Here is a 15,657-nt window from a genome sequence, read left to right as displayed (position 1 = left end):
TGAACAACTGAGGTGAGTCCGTTCGCTGCCCCGATCATCGCGATCGGTCGGCATCCAACCACCTCAGGAGTCGCACATGACCGCACCGCTTTCCGGAACTCAGCCGTCGGCCTCAATCACCTTTTCCGGCGTCTCGTACGCCTGGCCGGACGGCACCCCCGTATTCGACGGCCTCTCGTTCACCGTGCCCAACGCCGTGTACTCACTCATCGGGGCCAATGGCGCAGGCAAATCCACGCTTCTCGCGCTGATCGCGGGCCGCCTGCGCCCACACGAGGGGTCGATCACCGCCCAGGGTGAGGTGGGACTCGTGACCCAGGACGCCTACGCGGAACCGGCGACCACCCTGGCCGCCGCTCTCGGCATCGCGCCCATCCTCGACGCCATCTCCCGCATCGAGGCCGGGTCCGTCGACGAACGCGACTTCACCGTCGTCGGGGACGCCTGGGATGCGCAGGATCGCGCGGTGGCGCAGTTGTCCAGACTCGGGCTGCCGACCGATGTGAACCGGACGGTAGGCACCCTGTCCGGCGGTGAGGCCACCTTGCTGGGAATCGCCGCCCGGCTGCTCGATCGCCCATCGGTACTACTACTCGACGAGCCGACCAACAACCTCGACAACCGCTCGCGAACAAGGCTTTTCGAGGCCATCGACGACTTCTCCGGCACCGTCATCGTGGTGAGTCACGATCTCGAGCTCCTCGAACGTGTCGACGCCACCCTCGAGCTCTATCGCGGAACGGTACGAGTGTTCGGAGGTCCGTACTCGCACTATCGCGACGTGATCGACGCCGAACAGGATGCGGCGATGGCCGCGGCGACCACCGCCGCCGGCGACCTGCGCAAGCAGAAACGAGAACTCGTCGACGCCCAGATCAAACTCGACCGGCGCGCCCGCACAGCGGCAAAGGCCGAGCGGGAGAAGCGGGTTCCGAAGATCATCGCGCATCTTCGGCGCGATGCCGCGCAGGTGTCGGCAGGCAAGCTGCGCAACGCCCATCGCGACGACGTCAGCGCGGCCGCGGCCCGTCTCGACGCCCGACGGCACGAGATCCGTGACGACCGCAGTACCCGGATCAGCGTGCCCACAACGGAAGTGGCCATTCACGCCCAGGTCATCGCCGACGACCGCTTGCGCATCGATGGCCCCGAACGCATCGCTCTCGTCGGGCCCAACGGCGCGGGTAAGTCGACGCTCATCGACGAGCTGATCGCCACCGAAGCGATTCTCGTTCCGTATGCCTATGTGCCGCAACGGTTCACCTTCGACGACCCCGACCGTTCGATCGTCGACGAGGTGACGTCGGCCCATCCCGACGTCGACGCCCAGCAGGTCCGGGCGCATCTGGCGCGGTTCCTGTTCCGTGGTGCGCGGGCCGATCGCGTGGTGGGCGAATTGTCCGCCGGCGAGCGCCTGCGGGTGGCGCTGGCCTCGGCGCTCCTCGGTGATCCACCGCCGAAGCTGCTGATCCTCGACGAACCGACCAACAACCTCGATCTCGACACCGTGGCCCAGCTCGTCGACGCGCTCACCAGTTGGTCGGGGGCACTGCTGGTGGTGTCGCACGACGCCGGATTCCTCGAGCGGCTCGGTATCGAGCGGGTTGTGGAGATCGGCGCAGCGGCGGGCGTTCAACCGACATTCGGTCTCCGGCCACCGATCCGACATCTGCGCCCGGCACCCTGCCAGGATGACACCGCCGGAGATGACACACTCCAGTGACGCCGACACGCCGGTCGTCCTCGTCCACGGGATCCGGGTCAGCGGTGCGTCGCTGCATCGCATCGCCGACGCCGTCACCGACCGGCCCGCCATCCACCCGGACCTCCCCGGGCACGGTGCCCGGCAGGGTGAGAGATTCACCATGGCCGCCGCGGTCGACACGATCGTCGGTGAGATCGAGCGGGCCGGGCGGCCGGCCATCGTCTGCGGTATGTCGATGGGCGGGTACGTAGCGATGGCGGTCGCCGGACGGCACCCGGACCTGGTCGCCGGGGTGATGCCGATGTGCGCCACCACCCAGCCCGGCCGGACCTTTGCGCTGCCGTTCCAGATGTTGGGCGCGGCAACGGCTTTCCTCCCCAAGGAGGCGGCCGTCCTCAGCCGGATCCTCACCCGCGCGACGGTCGGCCGGCGGGTGTCCGACGACATGGAGGTCGGCGGTCTGGCCCTCGCGGCGATCGCCGACGTGGTGGCCGATGTCCGCGGCTTCGACGCGCTGGGCGAGCTGGCCCGCTACCCGGGTCCCATCGAATTCGTCAACGGCGGCCGCGATCCGTTCCGCGCCCACGAACGACGCTTCCTGGCGGTCTCCGAGAACGCGCACCTGACGGTGCTACCGGGTGCGAGTCACCTGTTCCCGCTCATCCAGCCGGTCCGCACCGGGCGGCTGATCAGCGAGTTCGCCGCCACCTGCGACGCGCTTCCCCGCCCGGCGGCGTGAGCCGTCACTCCACCAGCTCGAACACCGCGGCGAGCCCTTGGCCGCCGCCGATGCACATCGTCTCCAGGCCGTAACGCACACGGCGACGGCGCATTTCCCGGGCCAGGGTCGCCAGCATGCGTCCGCCGGTCGCGCCGACCGGATGGCCCAGTGAGATCCCGGAGCCGTTGACGTTGATGCGGTCGAATCCGGGGTCGGTGCCGAACGGGCCGAACCCCCACTCGCGGGTGACCGCCAGAGCCTGCGCCGCAAACGCCTCGTTGAGTTCGATCAGCCCGACGTCGTCGAGGGTGATGCCGGCGAGGCCGAGTGCACAGGCAGTGGCGGGTACCGGACCGATCCCCATCGTCTCGGGTGGCACGCCGGCGGTGGCCCACGACACCAGCCGGACCACCGGCGTCAGTCCGTGCCGTTCGGCCACCTCGGGGGTGGTGACGATGCACATCGACGCCGCATCGTTCTGCCCACTGGCGTTGCCCGCGGTGACGGTCGCATCGTCGTCGGTATCGGCCATGATCGGCGTCAGCCGTTCCAGAGCCGCCATCGAGATGTCCGGCCGGGGGTGCTCGTCGGTGTCGATCACCTTCTCGCCCTTGCGATCACGGACGGTGACCGGCACGATCTCCGCGGCGAACACACCGTCTTTCTGGGCCCGCACCGCACGCTCGTGGGATGCCATCGCCAGCTCGTCCTGCTCGGTCCGCGGGATGCGGTAGTCGCGTCGCAGGTTCTCCGCGGTCTCGATCATGCCACCGGCCACCGGGTGGTGACGGCCACCGGAGGTGACCCTGGCGCGGGCCAGACTGTCGTGGACACGCACCCCGGAACGCGCTCCGCCCCAACGCATGTCGAGCGAGTAGAAGGACGCGTTGCTCATCGACTCGGTACCGCCGGCGATCACGATGTCATCGGCGCCGGTGGCCACCTGCAGCCCGCCGTAGATGATCGCCTGCAGACCGGAACCGCACCGCCGGTCGACGTGCGCACCCGGAACCGTGACCGGCAGACGGGCGTCGAGAGCGACCACCCGTCCGATCGCGGGTGCCTCGCTGTTGGGATTGCACTGGCCGAGGATGACGTCGTCGACCGCGTCGGGTGCGAGTCCGGTCCGCTCGAGTAGGGCGGTCAGTACCGTCGCGCCGAGGTCGACGGCGGTCAGCGATGCGAACATCCCGCCGTAACGGCCGATGGGAGTCCGGAGCGGTTCACAGATCACGATCTCGCGCATGGCGTGATTGTCCTACATGCGCACGCCCCGACGTCGGCCGGATCACAGTGCGCTCCGTCGATGTGTGACACTCGCAGGGCGTCGGTGTCGACGCGCGTCGAGCAGAACGGAGACGGCCGTGGCCCGCATCGCCCAGACCCAGGATCTCACCGACTTTCAGCGCGACATCCTCGCCACGGTCCGCACCTACGTCGACCGCGAGATCATCCCGGCCGCCCAGGAACTCGAACACACCGACACCTACCCGGACAAAATCGTCGCCGACATGCGCGCGATGGGACTGTTCGGCCTGATGATCCCCGAGGAATATGGCGGCCTCGGCGAATCACTGCTCACCTACGCACTGTGCGTAGAAGAACTCGCCCGCGGCTGGATGAGCGTGTCCGGGGTGATCAACACCCACTTCATCGTCGCCTACATGATCCGCCAGCACGGCACCGACACCCAGAAACAACACTTCCTGCCCCGCATGGCCACCGGCGAGGTGCGCGGCGCCTTCTCCATGAGCGAACCCGACCTCGGCTCCGACGTCGCCGCCATCACAACCACCGCCCGCCGCGCCGGCGATGACTACGTCATCAACGGACAGAAGATGTGGCTGACCAACGGCGGGTCCTCAACCCTGGTCGCCGCGCTCGTCCGCACCGACGAAGGCGCCGACAAACCCCACCACAACCTCACCACGTTCCTCATCGAAAAACCCGCCGGCTTCGGCGAGGTCCTGCCCGGACTCACCATCCCCGGCAAGATCCCCAAAATGGGCTACAAGGGCATCGACACCACCGAACTCATCTTCGACGACCACCACACGCGCGCCGACACCATCCTCGGCGGCACACCCGGACGCGGATTCGCCCACATGATGGACGGAGTCGAAGTCGGCCGGGTCAACGTCTCCGCCCGCGCCTGCGGCGTCGCCCAACGCGCCTTCGAACTCGCCGTCGCCTACGCCCAGCAACGCCGCACCTTCGGCAAACCGATCGCCGAACACCAAGCTGTCGCGTTCAGCCTCGCCGAGATGGCCACCAAGGTCGAGGCCGGGCACCTGATGATGGTCAACGCCGCCCGACTCAAGGACACCGGCGAACGCAACGACGTCGCCGCCGGCATGGCCAAATACCTATGCAGCGAATACTGCGCCGAGGTCACCCAAGCCAGTTTCCGCATCCACGGCGGCTACGGCTACTCCACCGAATACGAGATCGAACGCCTCATGCGCGAAGCCCCCTTCCTACTCATCGGCGAGGGCACCAGCGAAATCCAGAAACAAATCATCAGCCGCGGACTGCTGCGCGAGTACCGGGTCCGCTGATGTCAATGTGGTGTGGACCACAGTTGATCCGCCGGTGGGACCCGTGTCTTAGAATCTCCTGAGCGCCGCAGTGCTGCGGTGATCGTGGTGTGGCGGAAGTGAGTGACGCGGTGGTGCGGGCGGGACGCCCTCAGGGCATACGGGCTGGTGAGCGCGGTTTTCTGGGTCGGATGCCGGCAACCTTGCTGATCGCGGCGTTCGTGGTCTCACTGATTTCGGCGGCCGCATGGGCACCGCGGGCCGACGCCGCTCCGGCAGCCACGCCCGAGCGATACACCCACGGGCCGTACGTCGCGATGGGTGATTCACGCGCCTCGGGCGCCTTCTTCACGCCGACGCCGGATTACTTCCTCGGATGCAAGCGTTCGGCTTTCAACTACCCGATGTACGTCGCCGCGATGAATCTCCCGCGCCGCTTCATCGACACCTCGTGCGCCGGCGCCAAGGCGGCGAATCTGTACAGCGCCGGACAACGCACCGACATGGGTTACAAGGTGCCGCAGCTCTACCTCGTGCCGCGCGATGCCCAGTTGATCACGGTCAGCATCGGCGGCAACGACATGAAATGGGGTGGGATCTACGCGCTGTGCACAACCGCCCCGCTGCAGGACCGGCGCTGCCGCTACAGCAGGCACGCCGAGCGCGAGGTACGGGCGCGCATCGCCCGCATGGACAATCGGGTCACCCCGGCGCTGGCCGCCATCCGGCGCAAGGCGCCGCGCGCCCAGATCATCGTGGTCGGCATCGGCGGATTCATGGGCAACCACGGATGCTGGCCGATGGTGCCGCTCTCGGACCCCGACACCCGATGGATGCGCACGGTCTTCGACCGCGCCAACGCCGCCCTGCGCGAAGCGACGGCGAGTGTCAACGGCACCTTCATCGACGCGAATCGCCTTTCGGCAGGCCATGATCCGTGCAACTTCCTCAATCCCTGGTACGAGAGCGGCCTGTCGAACACGATCGCCTATCCTTTCCACCTCAATCAGGCGGGTGCGCTGGCCTTCGCGTTGATGATCAACGGAGCCATCCGACGCTGAAGGATCCGACGCTGAAGGATCCGACGCTGAAGGATCCGGCGCTGAGTTCGCGGTGCGGCGTCCGTTAGCGTTGTCGGGTGGCACATCTTCTCGGGGCGGAAGCGCTCAGCCTGGAGTTCCCGACAACCAAGGTCTTCGACTCGGTGTCCCTCGGCGTGAACGAGGGCGACCGGATCGGCATCGTCGGCCGTAACGGCGACGGCAAGTCAAGCCTGCTCGCGATGCTCGCCGGCCGCCTGCAACCCGATTCGGGACGCGTCACCGTGCGCGGCGGGGTGCGGGTGGGCGTCCTCGATCAGGCCGACGTCTTCGACGACGGGGACACCGTCGGACATGTCGTCGTCGGCGACCGGCCCGAACACGAGTGGGCCTCCGACGCACGAATCCGGGACGTCATCGCCGGACTGCTCGGCGACGTCGACTGGGACGCCCCGGTGGATTCGCTGTCCGGCGGGCAGCGTCGTCGGGTGTCATTGGCCCGGCTGCTCGCCGGCGATCATGACATCCTCGCACTCGACGAACCGACCAACCATCTCGACGTGGAGGCCATCACCTGGCTGGCCGGTCACATCAAGAAGCGGTGGCCCGTCAACGCCGGCGGCCTGCTGGTGGTCACCCACGACCGTTGGTTCCTCGACGAGGTGTGCACCGTCACCTGGGAGGTCCACGACCGCATCGTCGAGCCCTTCGAAGGCGGATATGCCGCTTACATCCTGCAGCGGGTGGAACGCGACCGGCAGGCGGCGGCCATCGAGGCACGCCGCCAGAACCTGGCCCGCAAGGAACTGGCCTGGTTGCGCCGCGGTGCACCCGCACGCACCTCCAAACCCAAGTTCCGGATCGACGCGGCCAACGCGCTGATCGCCGACGTCCCGCCGGTGCGTGACACCGTCGCGTTGCAGTCGCTGGCCGTCGCCCGGCTCGGCAAGGACGTCGTCGACCTCCTCGACGTGTCCGTCTCCTACGACGGGCGTGAGGTCCTGCACGACGTCGAGTGGCGACTCGCGCCCGGTGAACGCACCGGCATCCTCGGGGTCAACGGCGCCGGCAAGTCGACGCTGCTCGGTCTGATCGCCGGCACCGTCGAACCGACGGGCGGCAGGGTCAAGCGCGGCAAGACCGTCAAGGTGGCGACGCTGACCCAGCGGCTCGACGACCTCGAGCGTCACCTCGACGACCCGGTGCGGGTGGTGGTGGCCGAACTGCGTTCCACCTACACCTTCGGGTCCGGGTCCAAGGCGCAGGAACTCTCCCCGTCGCAGTTGCTCGAACGCCTCGGCTTCGACAGCTCCCAGCTCTCCACGCCGGTCCGCGACCTGTCCGGCGGACAGAAGCGGCGCCTGCAACTGCTGCTAATCCTGCTCGACGCCCCCAACGTGCTGATCCTCGACGAGCCCACCAACGACCTCGACACCGACATGCTCGCGGCCCTCGAAGACCTACTCGATTCGTGGCCCGGCACGCTGATCGTCGTCTCCCATGACCGCTACTTCCTCGAACGCGTCACCGACCAGCAGTACGGCGTGATGGACGGGCGTCTTCGGCATCTGCCCGGCGGTGTCGACGAATTCCTGGCGTTGCGCAGGCGTCAGCAGGCCGGCTCGACGGGTGCTCCGGCCACCGCCGCCTCTACGACTGAGTCGACTGAGTCGACCGCGCTGTCCGGTGCCGAGCGTCGCGCGGTCGAGAAGGAGGCGAGTTCCATCGAACGACGGCTCGACAAGCTGCACGCCGAGGTGACGACCCTGCACGCACGCATGGCCGACCACGATCAGAGCGATCATGCCGGACTGCAGAAACTCACCGAGTCGCTGCGCGCCGTCGAAGACGAGACGGCCGAACTCGAGGAGAGGTGGTTGGAGTTGTCGGAGTTGATCGGCTGAGGCCGATCAGTCCCGCGCGAACCCTTCGTTGATTGCGCTCATCGTGTCGTCGCGGGAGTCGTCGACGACGCTCGTGTGGTCAGCGCGCAGGTAGGTCTTCAAGGTGACGTCGGTGCCGTCGTCACGCATCTTGGAACGCAGATCGCGGCTGAGGACATACGGCAGCACCGGGTCGAGGAATCCGTGCTGGATGCGGATCGGCACTCCATAGCCCCCGGTGGGCACCTGGGCGTAGTCGGCCAGCGCCCGCCGGAACGCGTCGTCGGCGACAAAGGAGCTGCCCACGAGCGATCCCGGCGACACCGACTGCAGAGCCGAATTCAGGTCGCCGTAGCACTGCTCACGGGCGGCGTCGAGGTATCGGCGTCCGGTGTCGGTGAGGTGATCGGCGACGTGGAGATCGCGCTGTGCGTGATCGAGTCCGGCGAGGAGATAGAGGAATAACCCGCTGACCCCGTTGAAACGGCCGAGTCCCGGTGTGCGCGGCCCGAAGACACCGAAGATATCTTCCATCGACGAGACCGGGGCGATGGCGACCGCCGCCCGCAGCGACAAGTCGGGCGCGTACTCACCGGCGTACCGGGCCGCGAACAGCGCCGCGTGACCGCCCTGCGAGTGGCCGGTCGACACCCAACGCGCCGACAGTGTCGGATCGAGCGACCTGGCCGCATGGATGATGTCGACAATCGAGTGCGCGGCGGCGCGGCCACCCAGGTACTCGGTCTCCCCCGCCGACCCCAGGCCCGCGTAGTCGGTGGCGGTGACGGCATATCCGGCGTCGAGTGCCTTGCGGATCGGTGTCTCGAGCCCGTTGCCGTGCCGGGTCCGGCTCGGTGCACACCGATCGGCGATCCCGGTGGTGCCGTGCGCCCACGAGACGACGGGCCAACCACCCACCGGCGGCGCGCCGTGCGGCGTCCAGAAGACACCGGTGGCCAGCGCCGGCCGGCCGTTCTGATCGAGGGTCGCGTAGACGACGCGGGTGCCGTGTGCGGCACCCGACGGCAACTCCCCCGCGGGTAGTGGTGTGGACGCGAAGACGAACCCCGGGGGCGGCGCAGCGGCCGCCGAGGGCACCGGGACGAGAACCCCCGAGACCACGGCGAGCAGCATCGTGAGCACCGTCGAAGCGGTCACCAAGGGTCTCGGTCGCACGAAACCACTGTAATGGTCGCCACCGTCACCTAGCGTGGAGCTGTGATGCCCCGACGCACAGTGGTCGCCGTCACACTCGCGGCCACCCTCATCTTCGGCGGAATATCCTCTGCCGCAACAGCACACGCCGCACCGCAGACCATCGGGCCGGATGTGTCGAGCCATCAGCATCCTGGTGGCGCGTCGATCAACTGGTTCGCGGTGCGTGCCGCCGGCCAGCAGATCGCCATGGTCAAGGCCACCGAGTCCACCTGGTACGTCAACCCGTACTTCGTACCCGACCGCCTCGCCATGCGGGCTGCCGGACTCATCCGCGGCACCTACCACTACGCCGATCCGTCGCGGCCCGCGGCCGCGCAGGCCATCTTCTACGCGACGATCGTGCTCGGCCAGAACGGCATCCTCGACTTGCCACCGGTCCTCGACCTCGAGAACTCCGGCGGACTGTCCCCCGCCGGCTTGCGCGCCTGGGTGCGCGAGTTCTTCGCCGTCCTCGAACCGCTCACCGGCCGCAAGACCATCCTCTACACCGATCCGCGGTTCTGGAACACCGCGATGGGCGCAACCACCGAATTCGCCGATCACCCGCTGTGGATCGCCTCCTACAACGGCCGCAGCGCGCCGGAGATGCCGCGCGGCGGATGGCGCACCTGGCGGTTCTGGCAGTACACCTCGTCGGGTCGGCTTCCCGGCATCCCCACCCGCGTCGACCTGAACCGCTACAACGGGTCCATCGCGGCGCTGCGCTCCTATGGCAACGCGATCAACGTCTTCGGGAGCTGACCGGGTTTCCTACCCTGGGACGCGGTCAGTCCGGGCTGATCACCCGCGTGCCGGGGACCGGGCCCGACGCCGTGCGTACCGATCGTGCGACACCCGCGCCGGACAGTTCGGCGGCGACGTTCACAGCGGACCCCTCGTCGAGGCACAAGAAGGCACAGGTCGGTCCAGAGCCCGAGACGATGCCGTTCAGCGCGCCGGCGTCGACCCCGGCGCGCAGCGTCCGCCGAAGTGCCGGTTGCAGACTCAGCGCGGCCGGCTGCAGATCGTTGTGCAGCAGCGGGGCCACCGCACGCGGGTCGCCGGCGGCCAGCGCCTGCATCAGGTCATCGGGGCGACGCAGCGGATCGTCGGTCATCGCGTCGTCGGATCTGTTGTCGCGCAATCGATCCAGCTCCGCGTAGACCTGCGGGGTCGACAAGCCCTCGCGGGCGAGGGCGAGTACCCAGTGGAACTCGCCGCGCGAGAGCACCGAGATCAGCTGCTCACCGCGCCCGGTACCGAGTGCGGTGGCGCCGTGCAGCGCGAACGGGACATCGCTGCCCAGGCCGGCGGCGATATCCGACAGATCGTCACGGTCGACGTCGAGTTTCCACATGGCCGCCGCCGCCACCAGTGCCGCCGCGGCGTCCGCGCTGCCGCCGGCCATTCCCCCGGCCACCGGGATCGACTTGTCGATGTCGATCGCGGCGACGGGGCTGCGTCCGCACCACTCGGCGAGCGCCTGCACCGCCCGGGCGGCGAGGTTGGACGAGTCGTCGGGCACCGCGGATGCGCCCTCACCGCGCACGCTCACCGTCAGGTCGGTGCCCGGTGACACCCGGACGTCGTCGTGCAGGGACAGAGCCTGGAAGACGGTGACCAGGTCGTGGTAGCCGTCGGGGCGGCGCGGACCCACGCCCAGGTGCAGATTGACCTTCGACGGAGCCCGCGCGGTGACGGAGTCGGAAACCACCGACAGCGACGCGGGAGACACAAGAAGTCAGCTTAACGGCAGGCGGCGACAACCGACCGGCGGAGACGCCGGACAGCCCTACTTCACATACCGTGTCGGATCGCTCGATACAGTCCCGGTATGCGCCGGCCGCCACACAGTGACCACGACATCGTCGAAGACGATCTCACAGTCAGCGGGGAAGAACACCACGCCGCGGGTATGAAGGCCGTGATGGTCTCACTGCGCCGCGGGGTCGAGCAGATGGGAGTGGTGCGCACGACCCAGGTGCTGACGAAGCTGAATCAACGCAACGGCTTCGACTGCCCGGGGTGCGCGTGGCCGGAAACCCCCGGCCACCGCAAACATGCGGAGTTCTGTGAGAACGGTGCCAAGGCTGTCGCCGAAGAAGCCACCCGCCGGCAGGTGAATCCGGAGTTCTTAGCCGCTCATGCTGTCGCCGACCTCCTCGAACACAGCGACTACTGGCTCGGCCAGCAGGGCCGATTGACCCACCCCATGGTTTTGCAGCCCGGTGCGACCCACTACGAGCCGATCGACTGGGATGCCGCCTATGAGCTGATCGCCCGCGAGCTGCGTGCTCTGACGTCGCCCGACGAGGCGGTCTTCTACACCTCGGGACGCACCAGCAACGAGGCCGCCTTCCTCTACCAGTTGCTGATCCGCTCCTTCGGAACCAACAACATGCCCGACTGCTCGAACATGTGTCATGAGTCGTCGGGAGCCGCACTCACCGAGACCATCGGGATCGGCAAGGGTTCGGTGTCGGTGCCCGACATCGAACACGCCGACCTGATTATCATCGCCGGCCAGAATCCCGGCACCAACCACCCGCGAATGCTCTCCACGCTGGAGAAGGCGAAAGCGAACGGCGCTCGGGTCATCGCCGTGAATCCGTTACCCGAGGCCGGTTTGCTGCGCTTCAAGGATCCGCAGAAGGTCCATGGTGTGGTCGGTCACGGCGTCGCGATCGCCGACGATTTCCTGCAGATCCGCATCGGTGGCGACCAAGCCCTGTTCCAGGGGCTCGCCAAACTCCTTCTCGAAGCAGATGACGCGTCTGCGGGGTCCGTCGTCGACCATGACTTCCTGCGCCAGCACTGCGCCGGCTGGGAGGACTACGCCGCGCACATCCGTGCCGTCGACCTCGACGACGTCATCGAGGCGACCGGTCTGAGCCGAGGTGACCTCGACCGGACCGCCGCTGCCCTGATCGATTCGGATGCGACGATCATCTGCTGGGCGATGGGACTCACCCAGCAGACCCATGCGGTGGCCACCATCCAAGATGCCGTCGCGCTCCTGCTGATGCGCGGCATGATCGGCAAACCCGGTGCCGGGGTCTGCCCCGTTCGTGGACATTCCAACGTCCAGGGCGATCGGACGATGGGCATCTGGGAGAGGATGCCCGAATCCTTCCTCGCGGCGCTCGACGACGAGTTCGGCATCTCCTCGCCGCGTCGTCATGGCTTCGACGCCGTCGATTCCATCCGCGCCATGCGCGACGGCAAGGCGTCGGTCTTCCTCGCCATGGGAGGCAACTTCGTCGCCGCCACACCGGATACCGCGGTCACCGAGACCGCCCTGCGCAACTGCTCGCTCACCGTGCAGATCTCGACCAAACTCAGTCGCTCGCACCTCGTCGGCGGCCGAACCGCCCTCATCCTGCCAAGTCTCGGGCGCACCGACAAGGATGTCCGCGCCGGACGCAAGCAGATGGTGACCGTCGAGGACTCCATGTCCGCCGTGCACTTGTCCAGAGGCGCGCTGACGCCCCCGAGCGAGCACGTGCGCAGTGAGGTCGCCATCGTCTGCGAACTCGCCCGCACCCTGCTCGGCCCCCGGCATCCGGTTCCCTGGGAGCGATTCGCCGATGACTACGACCTGATCCGCGACTCCATCTCTCGCGTCATCCCGGGCTTCGACGACTTCAACGTGCGCGTCCGACAGCCCGACGGATTCGTGCTGCCGCACCCGCCCCGCGATGAGCGTCGATTTGAAACATCCACTGCCAAAGCGAATTTCGTGGTCAACCCACTGCGCTGGATACCGGTACCGCAGGGTCGTCTGATCTTGCAGACGATGCGCAGCCACGATCAATACAACACCACCGTCTACGGACTCAGTGACCGTTACCGCGGCATCGAGGGCGGTCGGCGCGTCGTGTTCGTCAACGCCGAGGACATCGCCGCGCTCGGTCACGCCGACGGCGATCGGGTCGATCTCTGTTCGGAATGGACCCGCCCGGACGGCACCGTCGAATACCGTCGCGCTCATGATTTCCGCCTCGTCGCCTACCCCACGCCGGTCGGGAACGCGGCGGCCTACTACCCCGAGACCAATCCCCTGGTCCCGCTCGACCATGTCGCCGAGAAATCCAACACGCCGGTCTCCAAGGCCGTTACCATCCGGATCGAACGTCGGCAGTCACCGTCCGCCGGTGTGTGACCGCTACACCGTCTGACGTCACCGGGGCCGCCAGCCTCGCTGAACCAGCACACCGACATCGTCGACCACCAGGACCGCACCGGCGTCGACGAGCTCGGCTTCGGCGAAACCGCCGCTGCGCACGGCCACACACTGCGCGGGCAATCGGGCTGCCGAGGCCACATCCCACACCGTGTCGCCGACCACGACCGCCGAGCTCCCACCGGCCGCCTCGAGAGCGGCACCGAGAATGTCCGGATCAGGTTTGGAGTCCTCGGCGTCCTCCGAACTCGTCACCGCTGCGAAGTCCGAACGTTGCATTCCGAGCAATTCGATTGCGGCATCGGTGAATTCAGACTTACCCGAAGATGCCAACGCAACCTTGAACCCGGCGTCGACGAGGCTCTCGATCAACGGCACCGCACCCGGCAGCACCGTCACCTCCCCGAGCAGCTCCCGATAGCGGTCCTCCCAATCCGAGCGCAGTGTGTCGCCGAGCGAGTTCTCGACGTCGGCGCCGCAGACCTCACCCACCAGCCGGTCCCCGCCCATGCCGATCGCACGATGGACCCGCCACCACGGCGGGGTGAGGTCGTGCCCGGCGAAGGCGCGCACCCACGCCAGAGCGTGCAGGTAGGTCGAATCGATGAGCGTACCGTCGACATCGAGGAGGACGGTGTCGACCGCGGACGCGGTGTCGCGTGTCATCGGGTCTCCTTTCCGGGCCGAGAAGCGAGCCCGCCCCTCCAGCCTTACACTCTTCGGACGGAGCGAGAATGGCTATTCGATTCGGCTACACCCTGATGACCGAGCAGGCCGGGCCCAAGGAACTCGTGCGCTACGCGATCGGCGCCGAGGCCGCCGGGTTCGATTTCGAGGTGTCCAGCGACCACTATTTCCCCTGGTTGTCGGCCCAAGGTCACGCGCCCTACGCCTGGACCGTACTGGGCGCGGTAGCGCAGGCCACCGAACGCGTGGAGCTGATGACCTACGTGACGTGTCCCACGATCCGGTATCACCCGGCGATCGTCGCGCAGAAGGCCGCGACACTGCAGATCCTCGCCGACGGTCGCTTCACTCTCGGCCTGGGTTCCGGTGAGAATCTCAACGAACACGTCGTCGGCGAGGGATGGCCGTCGGTCGTCGACCGTCAGGACATGCTCGCCGAGGCCATCGAGATCATCCGCGCCCTGCACAGCGGCGACCTGGTCGACTTCCACGGCGAGTTCTTCCAGGTCGACTCCGCGCGGATCTGGGATCTCCCCGACACCCCGGTACCGATCGGTGTCGCCATCGCCGGTTCCGAGGGCATCGACCGGTTCGGACCACTCGGCGATCACCTCATCGCCGTGGCCCCTGACGCTGATCTCATCACCGGCTGGAACGAGCATCCCGACACCACGTCGACCGGGGACGGCGCTCGGGCGATCGGCCAGATCCTGGGACCCCGACCGCGACACCGCGATCGCCCGCGCACACGACCAATTCCGTTGGTTCGCAGGCGGATGGGACGTGAACGCCGACCTGCGCACCACCGCCGGTTTCGCCGCAGCCACCCAGTACGTCCGGCCCGAGGACGTTGCCGAATCCATCCCCTGCGGACCCGATCTCGACGCCATCGTCGAGGCCGTGGCGCCGTATTGGAGGGCTGGGTTCACCGATGTCGCGCTCGTGCAGGTCGGCGGCGAGTCGCAGGAGCGGTTCCTCGCCGAGGCGGCCGGACCGCTGCTGGATCGGCTGCGGGAGGCGTCTGGCGGTTAGCGTCCGAATCCCGTTGCCGCTCAGCGTTTCAGGAGCCGATGACGTCGCCGCTCCAGCGTTGCGGCCGCCGGTCGTCCTCGGCATGGATCTCGGCGGTGTGCATCTCCTCGGCCCCGCTGCGGATGTCATCGGTCCGGCGGCCGGTGTATCGGAATCCCACCGACGCTGCAGCCCGCGCGGACGCGACGTTGTCGCACAGGGCACGCCATGTGACACGTTCCAGACCCAGACCACCGTCGGCGACCGGGGTCAGCGCGCACTCGAGCACCGCGCGCAGCGCCTCCCGCACGTAGCCGTTACCGCGATCCGCGGGAGCACACCAGTAGCCGAGCGATCCGGAGTCCGGATGGTCCGGGTCGGTATGCAGCGACACGCCGATGGTGCCGGCCAGGTGACCGTCTGCCGCCTCGATAACCCAGGTGGCCGACGCCGGGTCCGCAGCATTGACGCGGACGAACCAGTCCGCATCCGAGCGCCGATAAGGCACCGGCACAAGGGTATAGCGCTGAATGCTCGGGTCCTGACAGGCCTGATAGATCGGGTCGATGTCGAGTTCGGCCGGCGCACGCAGAATCAACCGCGCCGTCCGCAGCGTGGGGACATGCGTCTCGATCACCGCTATCCTCCTCCGTTGACCGTGGGCGGATTCCGTTGACTGTGCATCATCGTCCG

The 15,657-nt window shown here is 67.7% G+C and carries 12 protein-coding genes and 1 pseudogene; 8 read left to right on the top strand and 5 right to left on the bottom strand.

Annotated elements, in window-relative coordinates; translation table 11 throughout:
- Nucleotides 1–76: 76 nt before the first annotated feature.
- Together GBRO_RS07475 and GBRO_RS07470 are read left to right on the top strand one after the other, a co-directional pair.
- The gene (locus GBRO_RS07475; protein ID WP_012833369.1) at nucleotides 77–1,723 is read left to right on the top strand and encodes an ABC-F family ATP-binding cassette domain-containing protein; all 1,647 of its coding nucleotides are present in this window, start codon (nucleotides 77–79) and stop codon (nucleotides 1,721–1,723) included.
- Nucleotides 1,707–2,444, top strand: coding sequence for an alpha/beta fold hydrolase (locus GBRO_RS07470; protein ID WP_012833368.1), 738 nt, complete (start codon nucleotides 1,707–1,709; stop codon nucleotides 2,442–2,444). Before GBRO_RS07475 ends, GBRO_RS07470 begins: the two co-directional genes overlap by 17 nt.
- Nucleotides 2,445–2,448: 4 nt before the next feature.
- Here GBRO_RS07470 and GBRO_RS07465 read toward each other — a convergent pair whose 3' ends face one another.
- Complete coding sequence (locus GBRO_RS07465; RefSeq protein WP_012833367.1) at nucleotides 2,449–3,672, bottom strand: acetyl-CoA C-acetyltransferase; 1,224 nt, start codon at nucleotides 3,670–3,672, stop codon at nucleotides 2,449–2,451.
- A gap of 118 nt (nucleotides 3,673–3,790) precedes the next feature.
- On the opposite strand from GBRO_RS07465, the gene GBRO_RS07460 reads away from it, so the two are divergent.
- From GBRO_RS07460 to GBRO_RS07450, 3 genes are all read left to right on the top strand, one after another.
- On the top strand, nucleotides 3,791–4,984 hold the full coding sequence (locus GBRO_RS07460) for an acyl-CoA dehydrogenase family protein (protein WP_012833366.1): 1,194 nt from the start codon (nucleotides 3,791–3,793) through the stop codon (nucleotides 4,982–4,984).
- A 170-nt stretch (nucleotides 4,985–5,154) separates the two neighbouring features.
- Nucleotides 5,155–6,024, top strand: a complete 870-nt coding sequence (locus GBRO_RS07455; RefSeq protein ID WP_012833365.1) for an SGNH/GDSL hydrolase family protein — start codon at nucleotides 5,155–5,157, stop codon at nucleotides 6,022–6,024.
- A gap of 77 nt (nucleotides 6,025–6,101) precedes the next feature.
- Nucleotides 6,102–7,907 (top strand): ABC-F family ATP-binding cassette domain-containing protein, encoded by a 1,806-nt coding sequence (locus tag GBRO_RS07450; protein ID WP_012833364.1) that lies wholly within the window; start codon nucleotides 6,102–6,104, stop codon nucleotides 7,905–7,907.
- A gap of 6 nt (nucleotides 7,908–7,913) precedes the next feature.
- Here the strand turns inward: GBRO_RS07450 and GBRO_RS07445 are convergent, their stop codons facing one another.
- Complete coding sequence (locus tag GBRO_RS07445) at nucleotides 7,914–9,020, bottom strand: lipase family protein (protein ID WP_083775677.1); 1,107 nt, start codon at nucleotides 9,018–9,020, stop codon at nucleotides 7,914–7,916.
- An 87-nt stretch (nucleotides 9,021–9,107) separates the two neighbouring features.
- Here GBRO_RS07445 and GBRO_RS07440 point away from each other — a divergent pair, with 87 nt between their 5' ends.
- Nucleotides 9,108–9,845 carry a glycoside hydrolase family 25 protein gene (locus GBRO_RS07440; RefSeq protein ID WP_012833362.1) on the top strand — a complete coding sequence of 246 codons (738 nt, stop codon included), beginning with the start codon at nucleotides 9,108–9,110 and terminating at the stop codon, nucleotides 9,843–9,845.
- 25 nt (nucleotides 9,846–9,870) lie between these two features.
- Here GBRO_RS07440 and GBRO_RS07435 read toward each other — a convergent pair whose 3' ends face one another.
- A complete protein-coding gene (locus GBRO_RS07435) occupies nucleotides 9,871–10,818 on the bottom strand; it encodes a 4-(cytidine 5'-diphospho)-2-C-methyl-D-erythritol kinase (RefSeq protein WP_012833361.1) in 948 nt (315 codons plus the stop codon).
- A gap of 99 nt (nucleotides 10,819–10,917) precedes the next feature.
- Between GBRO_RS07435 and GBRO_RS07430 the strand changes: the two genes are divergently transcribed.
- A complete protein-coding gene (locus GBRO_RS07430; RefSeq protein ID WP_012833360.1) occupies nucleotides 10,918–13,245 on the top strand; it encodes an FdhF/YdeP family oxidoreductase in 2,328 nt (775 codons plus the stop codon).
- Between the two features lie 18 nt (nucleotides 13,246–13,263).
- Here the strand turns inward: GBRO_RS07430 and GBRO_RS07425 are convergent, their stop codons facing one another.
- A complete protein-coding gene (locus GBRO_RS07425; RefSeq protein WP_012833359.1) occupies nucleotides 13,264–13,932 on the bottom strand; it encodes an HAD family hydrolase in 669 nt (222 codons plus the stop codon).
- Nucleotides 13,933–14,000: 68 nt separating this feature from the next.
- On the opposite strand from GBRO_RS07425, the pseudogene GBRO_RS07420 reads away from it, so the two are divergent.
- A pseudogene (locus GBRO_RS07420) lies at nucleotides 14,001–14,985 on the top strand (TIGR03557 family F420-dependent LLM class oxidoreductase).
- A gap of 28 nt (nucleotides 14,986–15,013) precedes the next feature.
- Here the strand turns inward: GBRO_RS07420 and GBRO_RS07415 are convergent.
- Nucleotides 15,014–15,601: a GNAT family N-acetyltransferase gene (locus GBRO_RS07415; RefSeq protein WP_012833358.1), complete on the bottom strand. Its 588-nt coding sequence runs from the start codon at nucleotides 15,599–15,601 to the stop codon at nucleotides 15,014–15,016.
- Nucleotides 15,602–15,657: the final 56 nt, after the last annotated feature.

Source organism: Gordonia bronchialis DSM 43247, from assembly GCF_000024785.1.
Taxonomy (GTDB): Bacteria; Actinomycetota; Actinomycetes; order Mycobacteriales; family Mycobacteriaceae; genus Gordonia; species Gordonia bronchialis.
The sequence above is the reverse complement of the archived record's forward strand: the minus strand, read 5'-3'. Positions and strand labels throughout refer to the sequence as shown.